Consider the following 15,430-nt stretch of genomic DNA (forward strand, 5'->3'; position numbering starts at 1 on the left):
GCCGTGCATAGTGGGGGCGACTTCGCTCCGGCGGGTCCCGACGGTTCCATCAAGAAGATCGACAACAGGGGGAGTTCCATACATGTCGCTCATAGGCACCACCGTGCGCGGCCGTCGTAGGAGAACGATGGCCATCGCCGCGGCCGTGGCCGCGCTGGCCGTGACGGCCAGCGCGTGCGGGCCGGAGGAGGACGGCGGGGACGCGAAGGCGAGCGAGGGCAGCGACTCGCAGCCGAGCGGCGACCGCAAGCAGGAACTGGGACTGCCCGACGAGCTCCCCAAGGACATCTCCCTGGCGGACATCCAGAAGTGGCTCAACGGCGGCTGGAAGGACTGGGACAAGGACAAGTGGCTGCGTGAGGCCGAGGACTTCATCAACCCGATCATCGAGGACTTCTGGGACCGCGATCGGATGGGCGACGCGGAGGAGAACGACCGCGAGCGCGACGTCGACGACTCGGACATCGACCAGGGCGTGACCGATCCGGCCCCGGACGCCGTGAAGGCCGCCAAGGTCCCGACGCCCTACACCGAGAAGGCACCGCCGGTGGGCAAGATCTTCATGGAGACCCCGAAGGGCTCCATGGTCTGTTCCGGAGCGGTCATCAAGGACCCGAAGAACCCCGGCAAGTCCAACCTCGTGGCCACCGCCGGACACTGCGTCCACGGCGGCAAGGGCAAGGGCTGGTTCCGCAACGTCGTGTTCGTGCCGCAGTTCAACAACAAGGGCCTGTCCTCCGAGCAGTTGCAGAACGCGCCGAAGAAGGACGTGGCGCCGAACGGCGTGTACTGGGCCGAGCGGGCACGTACCACCGACTTCTGGATCAACAACGGGTCCACGAGCGGTGGCAACGGCGCCCCGCAGGACTTCGCGGTGCTCAAGGTGCGTCCGGAGGAGAAGAGCAACACCCGGAGCCTTGAGGAGGCCGTCGGCGGCGCCGTCGAGGCGGACTTCGACACTCCCGGTGTGAAGAACATCCCGAGCCTGACCGCCCGTGGCTATCCCGCGGCTCCGCCGTACAGCGGCGAGACGATGTACGCCTGCAAGGACAAGCCGAGCCGACTCTCCCTGGACCCACAGCAGCCCACGATGTACCGCGTCGGCTGCACCATGACCGGTGGTTCCTCCGGTGGCCCGTGGCTGAGCGCGGACGGCGAGAAACTGCTGTCCGTCACCTCGATCGGCCCACTCGACCACACCTGGCTCGCGGGGCCCGCCCTGGACAAGAAGGCCAAGGCCGTCTTCGACGCCGTGAGCAACCAGGGCTGAACGGGGCACACTGAGAATGTCATTCACGACCAGGACGGGCCGCCAGCGCCCCGTACTCGCCGCGACGGCCCTCGTCGCCGCTCTCCTCGTCACCGCCACCGCCTGCACCGGAGGTGACGAGGAGAAGGACTCGGGCAAGTCCGACCCGAGCGCTTCCGAGCAGCCGGGCGCGAAGGAGGACTCCCTCGCGGAGCAGATCCCGGAAGAGCTGATCAAGGACCTCGACAAGTGGAAGCAGGGAGGCTGGAAGGACTGGGACAAGGACAAGTGGCTGCGTGAGGCCAAGGAGTTCGCCAACCCCTACCTTCCGGACCACTGGAAGTCGGACCGGATCGAGAAGGCGCAGGGCAACGACAACACGGTGCCGGCGAACATCGAGACGACCGCCGACGCCACCGACAAGGCGCCGAGCAAGGTGTCGGCCGAGCCCGTCGACACTCCGTACTCCGAGAACGCGGCACCCGCCGGCAAGATCTTCATGGAGACCCCGGACGGTCCCATGGTCTGTTCCGGAACCGTGGTGAAGGACCCGCGTAATCCGGGCAAGTCCAACCTGGTGGCCACCGCCGGACACTGCGTCCACGGCGGCAAGGGCAAGGGCTGGTTCCGCAACATCATGTTCGTGCCCGCCTACAACAACTCCGGGTTGTCCGCGGCGGACGTCAACGGTGCGGCACGGAGCGACGTCCATCCGTACAACGACTGGTGGGTGGAGTGGATTCAGACCACCAACTACTGGATGAACGAGGGCAGCGAGAACGGCGGTGGCGGCGCCCAGCAGGACTTCGCCGTGATGAAGGTCCGCTCGGACCCGAACACCGGCAAGTCCCTCGAGGAAACGGTGGGGACCGCCGTGAAGATCAACTTCAACGCCCCGTCCACCGACGGATTCGCCAGCATGAGTTCGTACGGCTACCCCGCTGAGTCGCCCTACAAGGGCGCACGGATGTTCCAGTGCGCCGACAAGCCGGGCCGCTTCACGCTGGACCCGTCGCAGCCCTCGATGTACCGCATCGGCTGCACGATGACCGGTGGCATGTCCGGGGGCGGCATGTTCGCCGCGGGACAGGACGGCAAGGCACAGCTGATCTCGGTCAACTCCCTCATCGACCGTCCGGATGTGAGTTACGCCGCGGGCCCACGACTGGGGAAGGCGGCCAAGGGCGTCTTCGAGGCGATCAGCGAGAAGTACGCGAGCAGCAACTGAGCGTTGCGCACCGTCCGCGGTCTACGCACGCGGAGGAGGGGTCCGTACTGCCGGTGTCACCGGGAGTACGGACCCCGCTCGCTGTTCGGGTGTCCCGCGGGCCCGCACCCCTCGGGTCGGCGGGCCCGGGGTGCGGTGTGCATCAGGGCTGTGCGGAGGGCGCGTACGTGCCCAACTCGGCGGCCAACTCCTCGTGCACCCGCGCCTTGAGCAGGGTGCCCTCCGCGGTGTGCTCCTCGGACAGCACCTCGCCCTCGGTGTACACACGGGAAACCAGCGCGCCCTGGGTGTAGGGCAGCAGGACCTCCGTCTCCACCGAAGGGCGCGGCAACTCCTCGTCCAACAGCGCCCGCAGCTCGGCCACCCCCTGGCCCGTACGGGCGGAGACGACGAGCGCGTGCTTCTCCTGTCGCAGCAGCCGCTGCAGGACGAGTGGATCGGCCGCGTCGGCCTTGTTGACCACCACGATCTCGGGCACCTCGGCGGCGCCCACGTCCCGGATCACCGCCCGCACCGAAGCCAGTTGCTCCTCGGGAGCCGGGTGTGATCCGTCCACCACGTGCAGGACCAGATCGGCGTCACCGACCTCCTCCATGGTCGAGCGGAACGCCTCGACGAGGTGGTGTGGGAGGTGGCGCACGAACCCCACCGTGTCCGCGAGCGTGTACGCCCGGCCACTCGGGGTCTCCGCCTTGCGCACCGTCGGGTCGAGGGTGGCGAACAGCGAGTTCTCCACCAGCACTCCAGCCCCGGTCAGCCGGTTGAGCAACGACGACTTGCCGGCGTTGGTGTAGCCGGCGATGGCTACCGACGGCACCTTGTGCCGTTTGCGGTCCTGTCGCTGGACATCGCGGCTGGTCTTCATCTCCGCGATCTGCCGGCGCATCTTCGCCATCTTCTCGCGGATACGCCTACGGTCGGTCTCGATCTTCGTCTCACCGGGACCACGGGTGGCCATCCCGCCTCCCGCGGAGCCGGAACCACCACCGCCCATCTGTCGGGAGAGCGACTGGCCCCAACCACGCAGCCTCGGCAGCATGTACTGCATCTGTGCCAGCGCGACCTGGGCCTTGCCCTCACGCGACTTGGCGTGCTGCGCGAAGATGTCGAGGATCAGCGCGGTCCGGTCGACAACCTTCACCTTGACGACGTCCTCAAGGTGAATCAGCTGGCCCGGGGTGAGTTCACCGTCGCAGACGACGGTGTCGGCACCGGCCTCCAGGACCAGGTCTCGGAGCTCCTCCGCCTTGCCGGAACCGATGTACGTGGCCGGGTCCGGCTTGTCCCGGCGCTGCACGACGCCTTCGAGCACCTGGGCACCCGCCGTCTCCGCGAGCGCCGCCAGCTCCGCCAGGGAGTTGTCGGCGTCCTCGGCCGTGCCTGAGGTCCAGACCCCGACGAGCACCACGCGCTCCAGCCGGAGCTGGCGATACTCGACCTCGGTGACATCCTCCAGCTCGGTGGACAGGCCGACCACCCGGCGAAGCGCCGCTCGGTCGGTGCGGTCGTGTTGTTCGCCGTCGCGCTGACCGTCGGTGTCGTCACCCCAAGCAACGTCCTCTTCCATCAGGGCGTCAGCTCGGCGGGTCGACCCGGCGATGCGCTGGCCGGCATGCGGAAGGGAAGAAGAGAAGGTCAATGGCTTCCTTACGTAGCGGGAGCGGGTGCGAGACCCCTATGCCAGCCGAAACGCTCACGGCACCCGGATGATTCCCCACGAAGGGCGGCAGCAGACGGGCCCGGCTTGCCCAAATCGTGACACGTCACATGCCGCACGTCACCGCATTTACGCCCCTGGCAGCGCCCGGCCATCTGCCAGGCCGCTGGGCCGCCCAGCCGTCCCCGGCGGCCGAGCGGCGGCTCAGCCACCCGCCGGAAGACGTCGACCGGCGCGGCTGACGTCGTACACCCCGGGCACCCGCCGCATCGCGCGCATCAGCGCGGGAAGCCGGGTCGCGTCCGGCAGCCGCAGGGTGTAGGTGTGGCGCACCCGCTGCTCGCGTGGCGGCTCCACGTCCGCCGACACGACCGCGGCGCCCTGCACCGCGATAGTCTCGGTGAGATCGGCGAGCAGTTGGGGGCGCCCGAACGCCTCCGCGAGCAGCGTGACCTGGCAGCCCGTGGCGTGCCGCAGCCAGCGCACGGACACGGTGGAACCGCCCGCGGCGGCCATGCTGCCGGCGGTGTGGCAACTGTCCCGGTGCACCGTGACCGTGCCGCCGTGCACCTCGAAGCCGGTGACCGCGTCGGGCGGCACGGGCGTGCAGCAGTTGGCCAACCGTACGGCCGTGTCCGGACTCCCGACGACCTCGGAGACTGCGGCGTCGGCCTCTGTGCCGGCCGGCTCGCCGGAGGGCTCGCCCGGCGCGGTGCTGTCCGCACCGAGAGCGGCTGGCTGTGCGCTAACCGTGACCAACTCCTCCGAGGCGTCCGGAGGATTCGGTGGACCCGTATCCTCCGGTGCGCCCGTACGGTCCGCCGCGCTGTCGGGGGCTCGTACCACGGCGGCCGCGGACCCGGGCCGGGCACCGGATGGAACGTCGGCGGCCCGGGTCTCCGGGTCGGACAGCGCGGTGGCCGCCACCGGCTCGGCATCGGAGGGCCCCGGGTGGGCGGCCAGCCACTGGCGGATCGCCAGCCGGGCCGCGGGCGTACGCGCGTGGTCAAGCCACTCCGGCGCTGGCGCGTACGTGGCGGCGGCGCTCGCCGGAGCCAAAAACAGCTGGACCGCGTCGGCGTCCCGCAACACGGTGTTCAGCGCCGTCAATCGTCCATTGACACGGACACCGATGCACCGGTGCGCGGCCGTACCGTGCCGGGCGTAGGCGGCGTCGACGCAGCTGGCCCCAGCCGGCAGCGACAGGACGCCGCTGGACTCCCGAGCGGCGTCCTCACCGCCGTCCGGGCAGTAGACGGTGATCTCCCGATCCTCCGCGAGTTCCTCCCGCAGCTCGCTCCAGAACGTGTCCGGGTCGGAGGCGTGGCTCTGCCACTCCAGCAATCGGGACAGCCAGCCCGGACGCGTGGAGTCCGCGACCGGCTCGTCGGTCCGTTCGCCCGTGCCGACACCCACGGCAGACCCGTCACCCGGCGGTCGCGGGGTCGCCGCGGGCTGGGTGGCGTCCGGGTCACCGAGGGCGATCACGCCTGCCTCGGCGATCCGGTGCATGCGTCCGGTACGGATCAGCACCTCGGCGACCTGGCCCGACGCGTCCGCGAAGGCGGTGTGCAGCGACTGGTACAGGTTGAACTTGGGAGCCGCCACGAAGTCCTTGAACTCCGACATCACCGGCACGAAGCAGGTGTGCAGCTCCCCCAGCGCCGCGTAACAGTCGGCGTCCTCGGAAACCAGGATCATCAGGCGGCCGTAGTCACACGGACCCAGCTCGCCCCGCTTGCGCAGAAGCCGGTGCACGGAGAGCACATGGCGCGGGCGGATGAGCACTTGGGCGTCGATCTGGGCCTCGCGCAGTATGGACCGCACGTGCGCTGCGACCTGGGTGAGCGGGTCCGCGCCCTGCCGGTGGGTGTCGACAAGCTCCTGGGCCCGTGCGTGCTCGGACGGCAACAGGATGCCGAAGACGAGGTCCTCCAGCTCCCGCTTCAGGGCCTGCACCCCGAGCCGTTCCGCGAGCGGGATGAGGACGTCGCTCGTCACCTTCGCGATCCGGACCTGTTTCTCCGGGCGCATCACGGAGAGAGTACGCATGTTGTGCAGTCGGTCCGCCAGCTTGATCGCCATGACCCGGACGTCGCTGCCGGTGGCCAGGAGCATCTTGCGAAAGGTCTCCGACTCGGCGGCCTCACCGTAGTCCACCTTCTCCAACTTCGTGACGCCGTCCACCAGGTGCGCCACCTCGGCCCCGAACTCCTCGCGCACCTGGGCCAACGTCACCTCGGTGTCCTCGACGGTGTCGTGCAACAGGGAAGCGGTGAGGGTGGTTTGCTCCGCGCCCAGTTGGGCCAGGATCAGGGTGACCGCCAGCGGATGCGTGATGTAGGGCTCGCCACTCTTGCGCCGTTGCCCACGGTGCGAGGACTCGGCGAGGAGGTATCCCCTGCGCAGCGCGTCCACGTCCGCTCCCGGATGATGGGCACGGTGCGCCTGTACGACATGCTCGATGGCGTCGGGGACCCCACTCCGTGGCGCGGGTCCGAGCAGAGCAACGCGACTGAGCCTGCGAAGGCTTCGCACCGCACCCATTGGCACCTCCCGCAACTGGACACCCCGGGGCCCGGATGCCGTTCCCGAGTCCGTGAATGCTACACAGCCCCGTATCGACTGCTCAGCCTGTGGCAGCCGAGGAGCGTCGGATCACCCAATCGAGCGACGCGGTAATCCGCCATCGCCGTCCGAAAGGCTGGCACCCGGCGCTTCCCGCCTGTCCTCAGAATCCGAACTGGCCTGCGTTCAGGCTACCTTCGGCCACGATGACGGCGGGACCCGTCATCACGATACGACCGTCCGCCTCCTCAGCGATAACCAGCCGGCCACCCGGCACATCGACCGTGTACGTGACTCCCGAACCATCCAGGGCTGGGTCAGCGCCGTCCCTACGAGCCGCGGCGACCATCGCCGCACAGGCCCCCGTGCCGCACGAACGCGTCTCTCCGGCACCCCGCTCGTGCACCCGCAGGGCGATGTGCCGTTCGCCCCGCCTGACGACGAACTCGACGTTCACGCCGTCAGGGAAGGTGGTGACCGGAGCGACCGCCGGGGCGGTACGCAGCGCGCCGGCGTCCGCGAGTTCGTCGACGAAGACGACGGCGTGCGGGTTCCCCAGGTCCAGCGCGTACGCCGGCCAGGAGCGATCCCCGACGGTGACCGTGACGGCACCGTCCAGCTGCTTCGCCCGCCCCATGTCCACCGTCACCGCGCCATCCGCCGCCCGCCCCGCGGCGTCGCCGCCGGACGCGCTGGCGCGCACGTGCCGCACTCCGGCCCGGGTCGCGACGGCGAGGTCACCGGCGGGGACGAGTCCGGAGCGGACCAGGTGGTACGCGAAGACCCGTAGGCCGTTCCCGCACATCTCGGCGAGACTGCCGTCGCCGTTGCGGTAGTCCATGAACCACTCGGCCTCGGACGCCATCTCCCGTGCCTCCGGATGGGCGGCGGAGCGTACGACGCGCAGCAGACCGTCACCCCCGACACCCGCCCGCCGATCGCAGAGCCGGGCCACCGTCTCCGTGGAGAGGCGGAGCTCGCCAGCGGGATCCGGGAGGATCACGAAGTCGTTCTCGGTGCCGTGTCCCTTGAGGAAGGCCACGGGATGCGTGCTGACCACGCCGTCGATCGTACGACAGTCCTGGTACGTCCGTGCCCGTCACCCGCGTCGCACCGCGGACCGCGAGCCACCCCGCGGGAGGCGGCCGCGGGTCGCACACGTCTCGGCTCAGTTGAGCCGCGCGACCCGCCACACCGCGAGCGCGGCGGTCGTACCGACGACGAGCGCGTAGAGCAGAGCGACCCGCCAGTCCGCTCGCTGTCCGGAGCCTGGCTCCGGCAGCCCGGGCCAGGTGTGCCCCACCCGCCGGGCGGCCATGACGCCCCAGCCGGCGGCGCAGCAGGAGATCAACAGTCCGAGCATCGCCACGACCGCGCCCGACCTACCGCCTGGCTCGAAGGCCAACGGAAAGGCGAACATCAGCGAGCCCAGCGCTCCCAGCGCGACGATCGGCGCCAGCTGCCACAGCCGCATCCGACGCTGCGGTCGGAGTTCCTGCGGTTCCTCGGCGGGCGGCTCCGCGACGGACTCGTCGCCGTCCTCCGCTCCTCGGCCGCCGCCGCGCGTCCCGGAGTCACCCGCGGACACCACGGCCTCGGACGGACCGCGCCCGTCACCATAAGCATCGGCACGCCTACTCTCCGGTACGGAGTCCACTCTGGACTCCTCGCTGTCACGAGGGCCGGCCTCCATCGCCACACGCCCTCCCAACTCCGGCTGCTTGGCTCGAACGATGGTTGATGATGGCACGTCCGAACTGCCCGGGCGGCCGCTCGGGGCGTCCCGATGCCATCACGTGATCAGGCTGTAACCGGTCGTTCGAGCAACGACAGCGCGCGGTCGGTGAGTTCCGTTCGGTCATCGGCCGACCCTGCGAGCCAGTGCACCCGCGGATCGCGCCGAAACCAGGAATCCTGCCGGCGCGCGAACCTCTTGGTGGCGCGAACGGTCTCCTGCCGCGCTTCCGCTTCGGTGCACTCGCCGGCGAGCGCCGCGAGTATCTGCTGGTACCCCAGGGCCCGGGACGCCGTACGGCCCTCACGCAGGCCCTCCGCCTCCAACTGCCGCACCTCGTGAACGAGCCCTTCCCGCCACATCCGGTCGACCCGCGCGGCGATCCTCTCGTCCAACTCCGGTCGCGCCACGTCAAGACCGATCTGCACCGTGTCGTAGACCGACTCGTGCCCGGGGAGGTTAGCGGTGAAGGGCCGCCCGGTGATCTCGATCACCTCCAGGGCCCGTACGATGCGGCGGCCGTTGCTGCGGAGGATCGCGCGCGCGGCCTCCGGGTCGGCCTCGGCCAGCCGAGCGTGCAGTGCGTCGGACCCCTGCTCCAGCAACTCCTGGTCCAGCCGCTCGCGTACGGCCGGATCGGTACCGGGAAAGTCCAGGGCGTCGACGGCACCGCGCAGGTACAGCCCCGAACCACCGACCAGCACAGGGACACGCCCCCGTGCCAACAGTCGGTCGATATGGGCCCTGGCCAGGCGCTGGTACTCGGCGACACTGGCGGTGACCGTCACGTCCCAGATGTCCAGCAGCTGATGTGGCACGCCTTGACGCTCCCGAGGCGTCAGCTTTGCCGTGCCGATGTCCATACCCCGGTAGAGCTGCATGGAGTCGGCGTTGATGACCTCGCCGCCGAGCCGCCGAGCGAGCTCGACGCCCAAGTCCGACTTGCCGGACGCGGTGGGGCCGACGACGGCGATGACGGGAGCGGCAGAGTCGAGGGAAGTCGGACTTTTCACGGAGACGATTCTCGCAAATACCGACCGCCCCAAGGGCGGCCGGTCAACGAACCGATTCGCCCCGCCACCCCGGGTGAGCCGGCCCTCGACCGCTCCGCACTGCGCATAATGCGCCCCACTCACGTATGGTTTGAAGGTGTACAGGCGTTTCCGCCATATATGACCTAATCGTCAGTTTCATCGGGATTTCCGCGGAGGCGCGGGAGACCACCTGGCGAACGGCGGCGGAGTCGGCCGAGGAGATGGTCCAGGTTCGGCGAGCCAGCCGAGCGGCCGGACCCCGAGCCCGCACCGAGAGCTGAGCCTCGGCACCGGCGGGCCGGGGGCGCCCCCACAGACGCCACAACGGAAGGTCACCGCCATGGGTTTCATGGACAAGGTCAAGGGCATGCTCGGCCAGCACAGCGAGAAGGTCGGCCAGGGCGTGGACAAGGGCGCAGAGACGCTCGACCGCAAGACCGGCGGCAAGTACTCGGACAAGATCCAGTCCGGCACCGACAAAACCAAGGACAAGGTGGACCGGATGGGCGACCAGAACCGTGGCGACCAGAACCGTGGCGGCGAAAGCCGCGGCGGCGAAGGTACCGGCGGCGAAAGCCGTGGCGGCGACGCAGCCTGAGGTGCTGCGCCCCGCCGCTCCCCGTCCCGTCGGCCGTGGCCGCGGACCTGGCGGTTCGCCGGCCCGGCCGGCGACCTCACCGTACGCAGCGAGTGAGCCCGGGTCAGGATCGCGGCCCGGTGACGGGTGTCAGGACCAGCTGGCGACCAGGTAACCGACGCCGTACGGCGCGTCCTCGTAGAGCATCCTGCCGGTGAGCCCGGCCCCCTCCGCCGCCCCCGCGAGCACCTGCCAGCTGGAGCGGCCGGCCGCGTGCAGGTCGTACGCCAACTCCTCGTCCAGTTCTCCGAGGAGGGCCGGGTCCGCGCTGCCCAATGCGCGGGCTGCCGCCGTGTCGAAGGCCAGCGCGCGTTCGTCGAAGTACCCGGGGGCCTTCAACGTACGACAGGCGCTGCCGTCCCCCAGGACGAGCAGGGCCACCCTGGAGGCGGACCCGGCGAGTTCACGCCCCGCCTCCAGGCAACGATCGCGACACAGCGCCTCGCCGACCCCCAGCCCCTCGACGGGGGCCGCTGTCCAGGCCGTACGCTCCAGCAACCAGCCACCCACCGCGAGAGCGGGTGGCAGCGGGCGCGCGCTGCCCAGGGTCTCGTCCGCGAGGCCCAGGGTCGCGTACGCCGGACCCAGTGTCACGTCCAGATCCACGCCGTACGGCCGGAAGGAACCGGGGGCTCCCTGCGGATGCCGGCCACGCTCCGCTTGGTCGGCCGGCCCGACGAGCACCAGCCGGTCGGGGCGCGCCGCCGCCAGCACGGCGATCGCGTCGTAGCAGGCGGTTCGCGCGTCGTCCATCTCCCCGGCCGCCCCCGCAGCGACCTGCGGTACGAGCAGAGGCGGGCACGGGCAGACAGCTGCGGCGACAAGCATGGCGCGCAGCTTAGCGCCGGAGACCGGCCCGGCCCACGGCCACCCCGCACGCCGCGCGGGAAGGCGTCATCCGCCGGCCGAAGCCGCCCGAACCCGACGTGCTCAGCAGGTTCCGCAACCTCCGCTCGCGGCGGGCTGCGGTTCCGGCGCGCCGATGGTCGGCAGCCCCAACAACACTCCGCCACCAGCGGATTCCGCCGTCGGCGCGGCGTTCCGCAACTCCCAGGCGTCCCCGGCGCGGGTGCGCCGCACCGAGTGGGCTGGCCCCTCCGCCAGCAGGTGGTGCGGAGCCGCGTAGGTGATCTCCACCGTGACCAGGTCCCCGGGGCGTACGGGGCGCTCCGTGGGCAGGCTCCGCGCCCCTTCGCTCTCCTCCCGCACGCTCGGCACGAAGTGCACCAGCCGGTTGTCCGGAGCTCGCCCGGACAGGCGCCCCGTGGAGCTGTCCTTACGCCCCTCCCCCTCAGCGACCATGACTTCCAGGACCCGCCCGGTCTGCTTCTGGTTCTCTTCCCAGGAGATCCGCTCCTGGAGCGCCACCAGCCGTTCGTACCGCTCCTGCACGACCGCCTTCGGAAGCTGTCCCGCCATCTCGGCCGCGGGGGTCCCGGGCCGCTTGCTGTACTGGAAGGTGAAGGCCTGCGCGAACCGGGCCTCCCGCACCACGTGCAGGGTCTCCTCGAAGTCCGCCTCGGTCTCACCGGGAAAGCCCACGATGATGTCGGTCGAGATCGCCGCGTCCGGCATCGCCGCCCGCACCTTCTCGATGATGCCGAGGTAGCGCTCCTGCCGGTACGAGCGGCGCATCGCCTTCAACACCCGTGAAGATCCCGACTGCAGGGGCATGTGGAGTTGCGGCATGACGTTCGGCGTCTCGGCCATCGCGGCGATCACGTCGTCGGTGAAGTCCCGCGGGTGGGGCGAGGTGAAGCGAACCCGCTCAAGCCCCTCGATCCGCCCGCAGGCACGCAGCAGCTTGCTGAACGCCTCCCGGTCGCCGATCTCGCTGCCGTAGGCGTTGACGTTCTGCCCGAGCAGGGTGATCTCGCTGACACCCTCGTCGACCAACGCCTCCACCTCGGCGAGGATGTCACCGGGGCGACGGTCCTTCTCCTTGCCGCGCAGCTGCGGGACGATGCAGAAGGTGCAGGTGTTGTTGCAGCCGACCGATACGGACACCCAGGCGGCGTACGGACTGTCCCGCCGTGCCGGCAGTGTGGAGGGGAACGCCTCCAGCGACTCGGCGATCTCGACCTGAGCCTCCCGCTCCACTCGCGCGCGCTCCAGCAGCACCGGCAGCTTGCCGACGTTGTGCGTGCCGAACACCACATCCACCCAGGGCGCCTTGCGCACGATGGTGTCGCGGTCCTTCTGGGCCAGGCAGCCGCCCACCGCGATCTGCATCCCGGGGTCGGCGGCCTTCCGTGGGGCGAGTTGGCCGAGGTTGCCGTACAACCGGTTGTCGGCGTTCTCCCGGACCGCGCAGGTGTTGAACACCACGACGTCGGCCGGCTCCGCGTCCTCCTCGGCCGCCCGCACGTAGCCCGCGTCCTCGAGCAGGCCGGCCATGCGTTCGCTGTCGTGCACGTTCATCTGGCAGCCGAACGTACGGATTTCGTAGCGTCGGCCGCGGTCGTCTCGATCAAGGGTGTCCCGCGCGGTCATGGCACCAGGGTAGAGGGTTCGCCGCCCTGCCCGCGGAAGTCGGCATCCTCCCACAACTCGTCACCGCGCGGCTGCCGGTGTCTGGTCTGCACCGGGAACGGCTTACCCGTTCCCGGTCACCGCTCGCCAAAGGTGCAGCTACACTCCCGCAGCATGCGTAACGCCACCCCCACAAGCAATGCGCAGAAATTGCACATTCGACGACCGGACACCGACGCGCGCGTCCCCCACGGAATATCGACGCGCTATGCGGCGGTTCTCGCTGATTCCCCGGAACTCGTCCTTGGCAATCGCCCTGCGACCGTCAACCGGCATCTCGTACGCCCGGTCGCCGGCCCGACGCGGTCCCCCCTCAGCAGCAGAGCTCCAGCGCCGATCCCGGGTCACTCGACCGCGGCGCCGAGGTGAGCGGGCGCCCGGCAAAGGGCCGTCACCGGCTGTCACGGAATCCGCGGGGACACTGGCTCCTGCTGGCCGTCGTCGTCCCCGTGATGTTCGCGGCGCTGCTCTTCGAGGGCTGGACCAAGCACGAGGTGGACGCCGCGACGAGTCCGCCGGACTGCACGGCTCCGGCCCCTCGGGAGGTACGGGACGGCGGCCCGGTGCTGCGTGACGACGGCGGAGGACTGACCACCGCCTCGATGCCGAAACGCACCGTCGCGCTCACCTACGACGGCGGCCCCGACCCCGAGTGGACCCCACGCCTGCTCGACCTGTTGGACCGGCACGACGCGCGAGCCACCTTCTTCCTGTCCGGCGCCCAGGCGGCCCGGCACCCGGAGTTGGTCCAGCGGATACGCGCGGAGGGGCACGAGATCGGGTCCCACACCTACACCGGTGGCGACCTGGCCTCGGCCTCCGAAATGCGTTCCCGGCTCGAACTGTCCCTGACGCGAACCGCGCTGGCCGGCACCGTGGGCGTACACACCAAATTGTTGCGAATGCCACAGACGACGACGCCCGACACGTTGTGCGGCGCCAAATGGAAAGCCGCACAACGTGTCCTCGATCAGGGCTATCTACTTGTCGCCGCCGACCCGCAGTCCCGGAAACCGGCGAAAGGCGCGATCCGGCAATACAGCCAGACGAGTCTCGCGTACAAGGAGACCAAACGGCTGTTGAACAACGAGAACATCAGCGAGTTCACCACTGTGACGGCGGGCATCGGCACGCCGTCCACCAACACCCCCACCTCGCACGTGGAACGCTGGAAGGGGACGGCCCTGCTGTGGGCCCAGAAGCTCGGTCACGCCTTCGCCGGAAGCATGATCTGGGTGCTGGCGCTCGCGGGCGCCCTGGGGCTGTCCCGACTGTTGTTCCTCGTGCTGTTCGCTCGCGCGCACGTACGGCGGCTGGAGCGCTTCCGTCCCGGTGCGCCCTGGCTGCGGGAGGTCAACCAGCCGATCACCGTCCTGATACCGGCCTTCAACGAGGAGGCCGGTATCGAGTCCACCATCCGCTCCCTGCTCGGCTCCCAGCACGTACGCCTACAGATCATCGTGATCGACGACGGCTCCACGGACCGGACCAGCCAACTCGCGGCTGCCGTACGGGACCCCCGGGTGACGGTCGTACGGCAGCCGAACTCCGGCAAGGCGGCGGCCCTCAACACCGGGTTGGCGCACGCCCAGCACGACCTGGTGGTCATGGTGGACGCGGACACCGTCTTCGATCCGGAGGCGATGTACCGACTCATCCAGCCGCTCGCGCACCCCGCCGTAGGCGCGGTGTCTGGCAACACGAAAGTCGGCAACCGCCGTCGGCTGCTGGGCAGGTGGCAGCACCTGGAGTACGTCTTCGGGTTCAACCTGGACCGGCGGATGTTCGAGGTCCTGGAGTGCATGCCCACGGTCCCGGGGGCCATCGGCGCCTTCCGCAGGGACGCGCTCATGGGCATCGGCGGCGTCAGCGAGGACACCCTCGCGGAGGACACCGACCTCACCATGGCGCTGTGGCGGGCGGGCTGGCGGGTGGTGTACGAGGAGTCCGCGATCGCCTGGACGGAGGTCCCTGGTTCGCTGCGGCAACTGTGGCGGCAACGCTACCGCTGGTGCTTCGGCACGCTCCAGGCGATGTGGAAACACCGGCGGGCCATGCTCGAGGTGGGGCCGGCCGGTCGCTTCGGCCGTCGCGGCCTCACGTATCTCGCGGTCTTCCAGGTGGCGCTGCCCCTGCTGGCCCCGATCATCGACCTGTTCGCCATCTACGGCACCCTCTTCCAGGACCCGATGCGCTCCCTGACCGTCTGGTTGGCCTTCCTGGCCGCCCAACTGGTCTGCGCCGGATACGCGTTGCGTCTGGACGGGGAACGGCTCCGTTCCCTGTGGGTCATGCCCGCCCAGCTGATCGTCTATCGGCAGCTGATGTATCTGGTGGTGATCCAGTCGATCGTCACCGCGCTGCTCGGCACTCGGTTGCGCTGGCACCGGATGCACAGGTCCGGCACGGCGGCCCAGGAGATCGGTCAGCCCGTGCCTCTGGCGGAGCTCAGCGAGACGGCACCACCCCCACCACCACCCCCACAGCACACCAATGTCCCCCCACCACTGATCGGCGGTCGGAGTGAACGGCAACAACTGGCACCCTGGCCCGACGGGGCCAGGAGCCATACCGGGGCATGACGGGCAGTACGGGTACCCGCCGGGCCCGGATTCCGGTTGGGCGCCGTACGGGCCCGGTTCGGAGCCGTACGGACCCGGCGGGGCGGCGTACCACCCCGAGCCCACGCCGTACGGACCCGGCGGGACGCCGTACCACCCCGAGCCCACGCCGTACGGACCCGGCGGGACGCCGTACCACCCCGAGCCCACGCCGTACGGACCCGGCGGG

11 protein-coding genes are annotated in these 15,430 nt (G+C 70.0%); 4 read left to right on the plus strand and 7 right to left on the minus strand.

Annotated elements, in window-relative coordinates; all coding sequences use genetic code 11:
• The first annotated feature begins 82 nt into the window (after positions 1 to 82).
• Together AN216_RS07090 and AN216_RS07095 are read left to right on the plus strand one after the other, a co-directional pair.
• Positions 83 to 1,270: a trypsin-like serine peptidase gene (locus AN216_RS07090; protein WP_070195728.1), complete on the plus strand. Its 1,188-nt coding sequence runs from the start codon at positions 83 to 85 to the stop codon at positions 1,268 to 1,270.
• Positions 1,271 to 1,286: 16 nt separating this feature from the next.
• Positions 1,287 to 2,477: a trypsin-like serine peptidase gene (locus AN216_RS07095; protein ID WP_070195729.1), complete on the plus strand. Its 1,191-nt coding sequence runs from the start codon at positions 1,287 to 1,289 to the stop codon at positions 2,475 to 2,477.
• A gap of 142 nt (positions 2,478 to 2,619) precedes the next feature.
• Here AN216_RS07095 and hflX read toward each other — a convergent pair whose 3' ends face one another.
• From hflX to miaA, 5 genes are all read right to left on the minus strand, one after another.
• Positions 2,620 to 4,116, minus strand: a complete 1,497-nt coding sequence (gene hflX / locus AN216_RS07100) for a GTPase HflX (protein WP_070195730.1) — start codon at positions 4,114 to 4,116, stop codon at positions 2,620 to 2,622.
• A gap of 222 nt (positions 4,117 to 4,338) precedes the next feature.
• Positions 4,339 to 6,681, minus strand: a complete 2,343-nt coding sequence (locus tag AN216_RS07105; RefSeq protein ID WP_079166341.1) for a RelA/SpoT family protein — start codon at positions 6,679 to 6,681, stop codon at positions 4,339 to 4,341.
• A gap of 184 nt (positions 6,682 to 6,865) precedes the next feature.
• The gene (dapF, locus tag AN216_RS07110) at positions 6,866 to 7,762 is read right to left on the minus strand and encodes a diaminopimelate epimerase (protein ID WP_070195731.1); all 897 of its coding nucleotides are present in this window, start codon (positions 7,760 to 7,762) and stop codon (positions 6,866 to 6,868) included.
• Between the two features lie 108 nt (positions 7,763 to 7,870).
• Positions 7,871 to 8,395: a hypothetical protein gene (locus tag AN216_RS07115; protein WP_244502358.1), complete on the minus strand. Its 525-nt coding sequence runs from the start codon at positions 8,393 to 8,395 to the stop codon at positions 7,871 to 7,873.
• Between the two features lie 107 nt (positions 8,396 to 8,502).
• Positions 8,503 to 9,450: a tRNA (adenosine(37)-N6)-dimethylallyltransferase MiaA gene (miaA, locus tag AN216_RS07120; protein ID WP_070195733.1), complete on the minus strand. Its 948-nt coding sequence runs from the start codon at positions 9,448 to 9,450 to the stop codon at positions 8,503 to 8,505.
• Positions 9,451 to 9,811: 361 nt separating this feature from the next.
• Between miaA and AN216_RS07125 the strand changes: the two genes are divergently transcribed.
• Entirely contained in the window at positions 9,812 to 10,069 is a 258-nt protein-coding gene (locus tag AN216_RS07125; RefSeq protein WP_070195734.1) for an antitoxin, read from the plus strand.
• 129 nt (positions 10,070 to 10,198) lie between these two features.
• Here the strand turns inward: AN216_RS07125 and AN216_RS07130 are convergent, their stop codons facing one another.
• On the minus strand, positions 10,199 to 10,936 hold the full coding sequence (locus AN216_RS07130; protein ID WP_070195735.1) for a class III extradiol dioxygenase subunit B-like domain-containing protein: 738 nt from the start codon (positions 10,934 to 10,936) through the stop codon (positions 10,199 to 10,201).
• A gap of 102 nt (positions 10,937 to 11,038) precedes the next feature.
• Complete coding sequence (gene miaB, locus AN216_RS07135; protein ID WP_070195736.1) at positions 11,039 to 12,601, minus strand: tRNA (N6-isopentenyl adenosine(37)-C2)-methylthiotransferase MiaB; 1,563 nt, start codon at positions 12,599 to 12,601, stop codon at positions 11,039 to 11,041.
• A gap of 491 nt (positions 12,602 to 13,092) precedes the next feature.
• On the opposite strand from miaB, the gene AN216_RS07140 reads away from it, so the two are divergent.
• Positions 13,093 to 15,222, plus strand: coding sequence for a bifunctional polysaccharide deacetylase/glycosyltransferase family 2 protein (locus tag AN216_RS07140; protein WP_079166343.1), 2,130 nt, complete (start codon positions 13,093 to 13,095; stop codon positions 15,220 to 15,222).
• Positions 15,223 to 15,430 lie beyond the last annotated feature (208 nt).

It is taken from the genome of Streptomyces oceani, from assembly GCF_001751245.1.
Taxonomy (GTDB): Bacteria; Actinomycetota; Actinomycetes; order Streptomycetales; family Streptomycetaceae; genus Streptomyces; species Streptomyces oceani.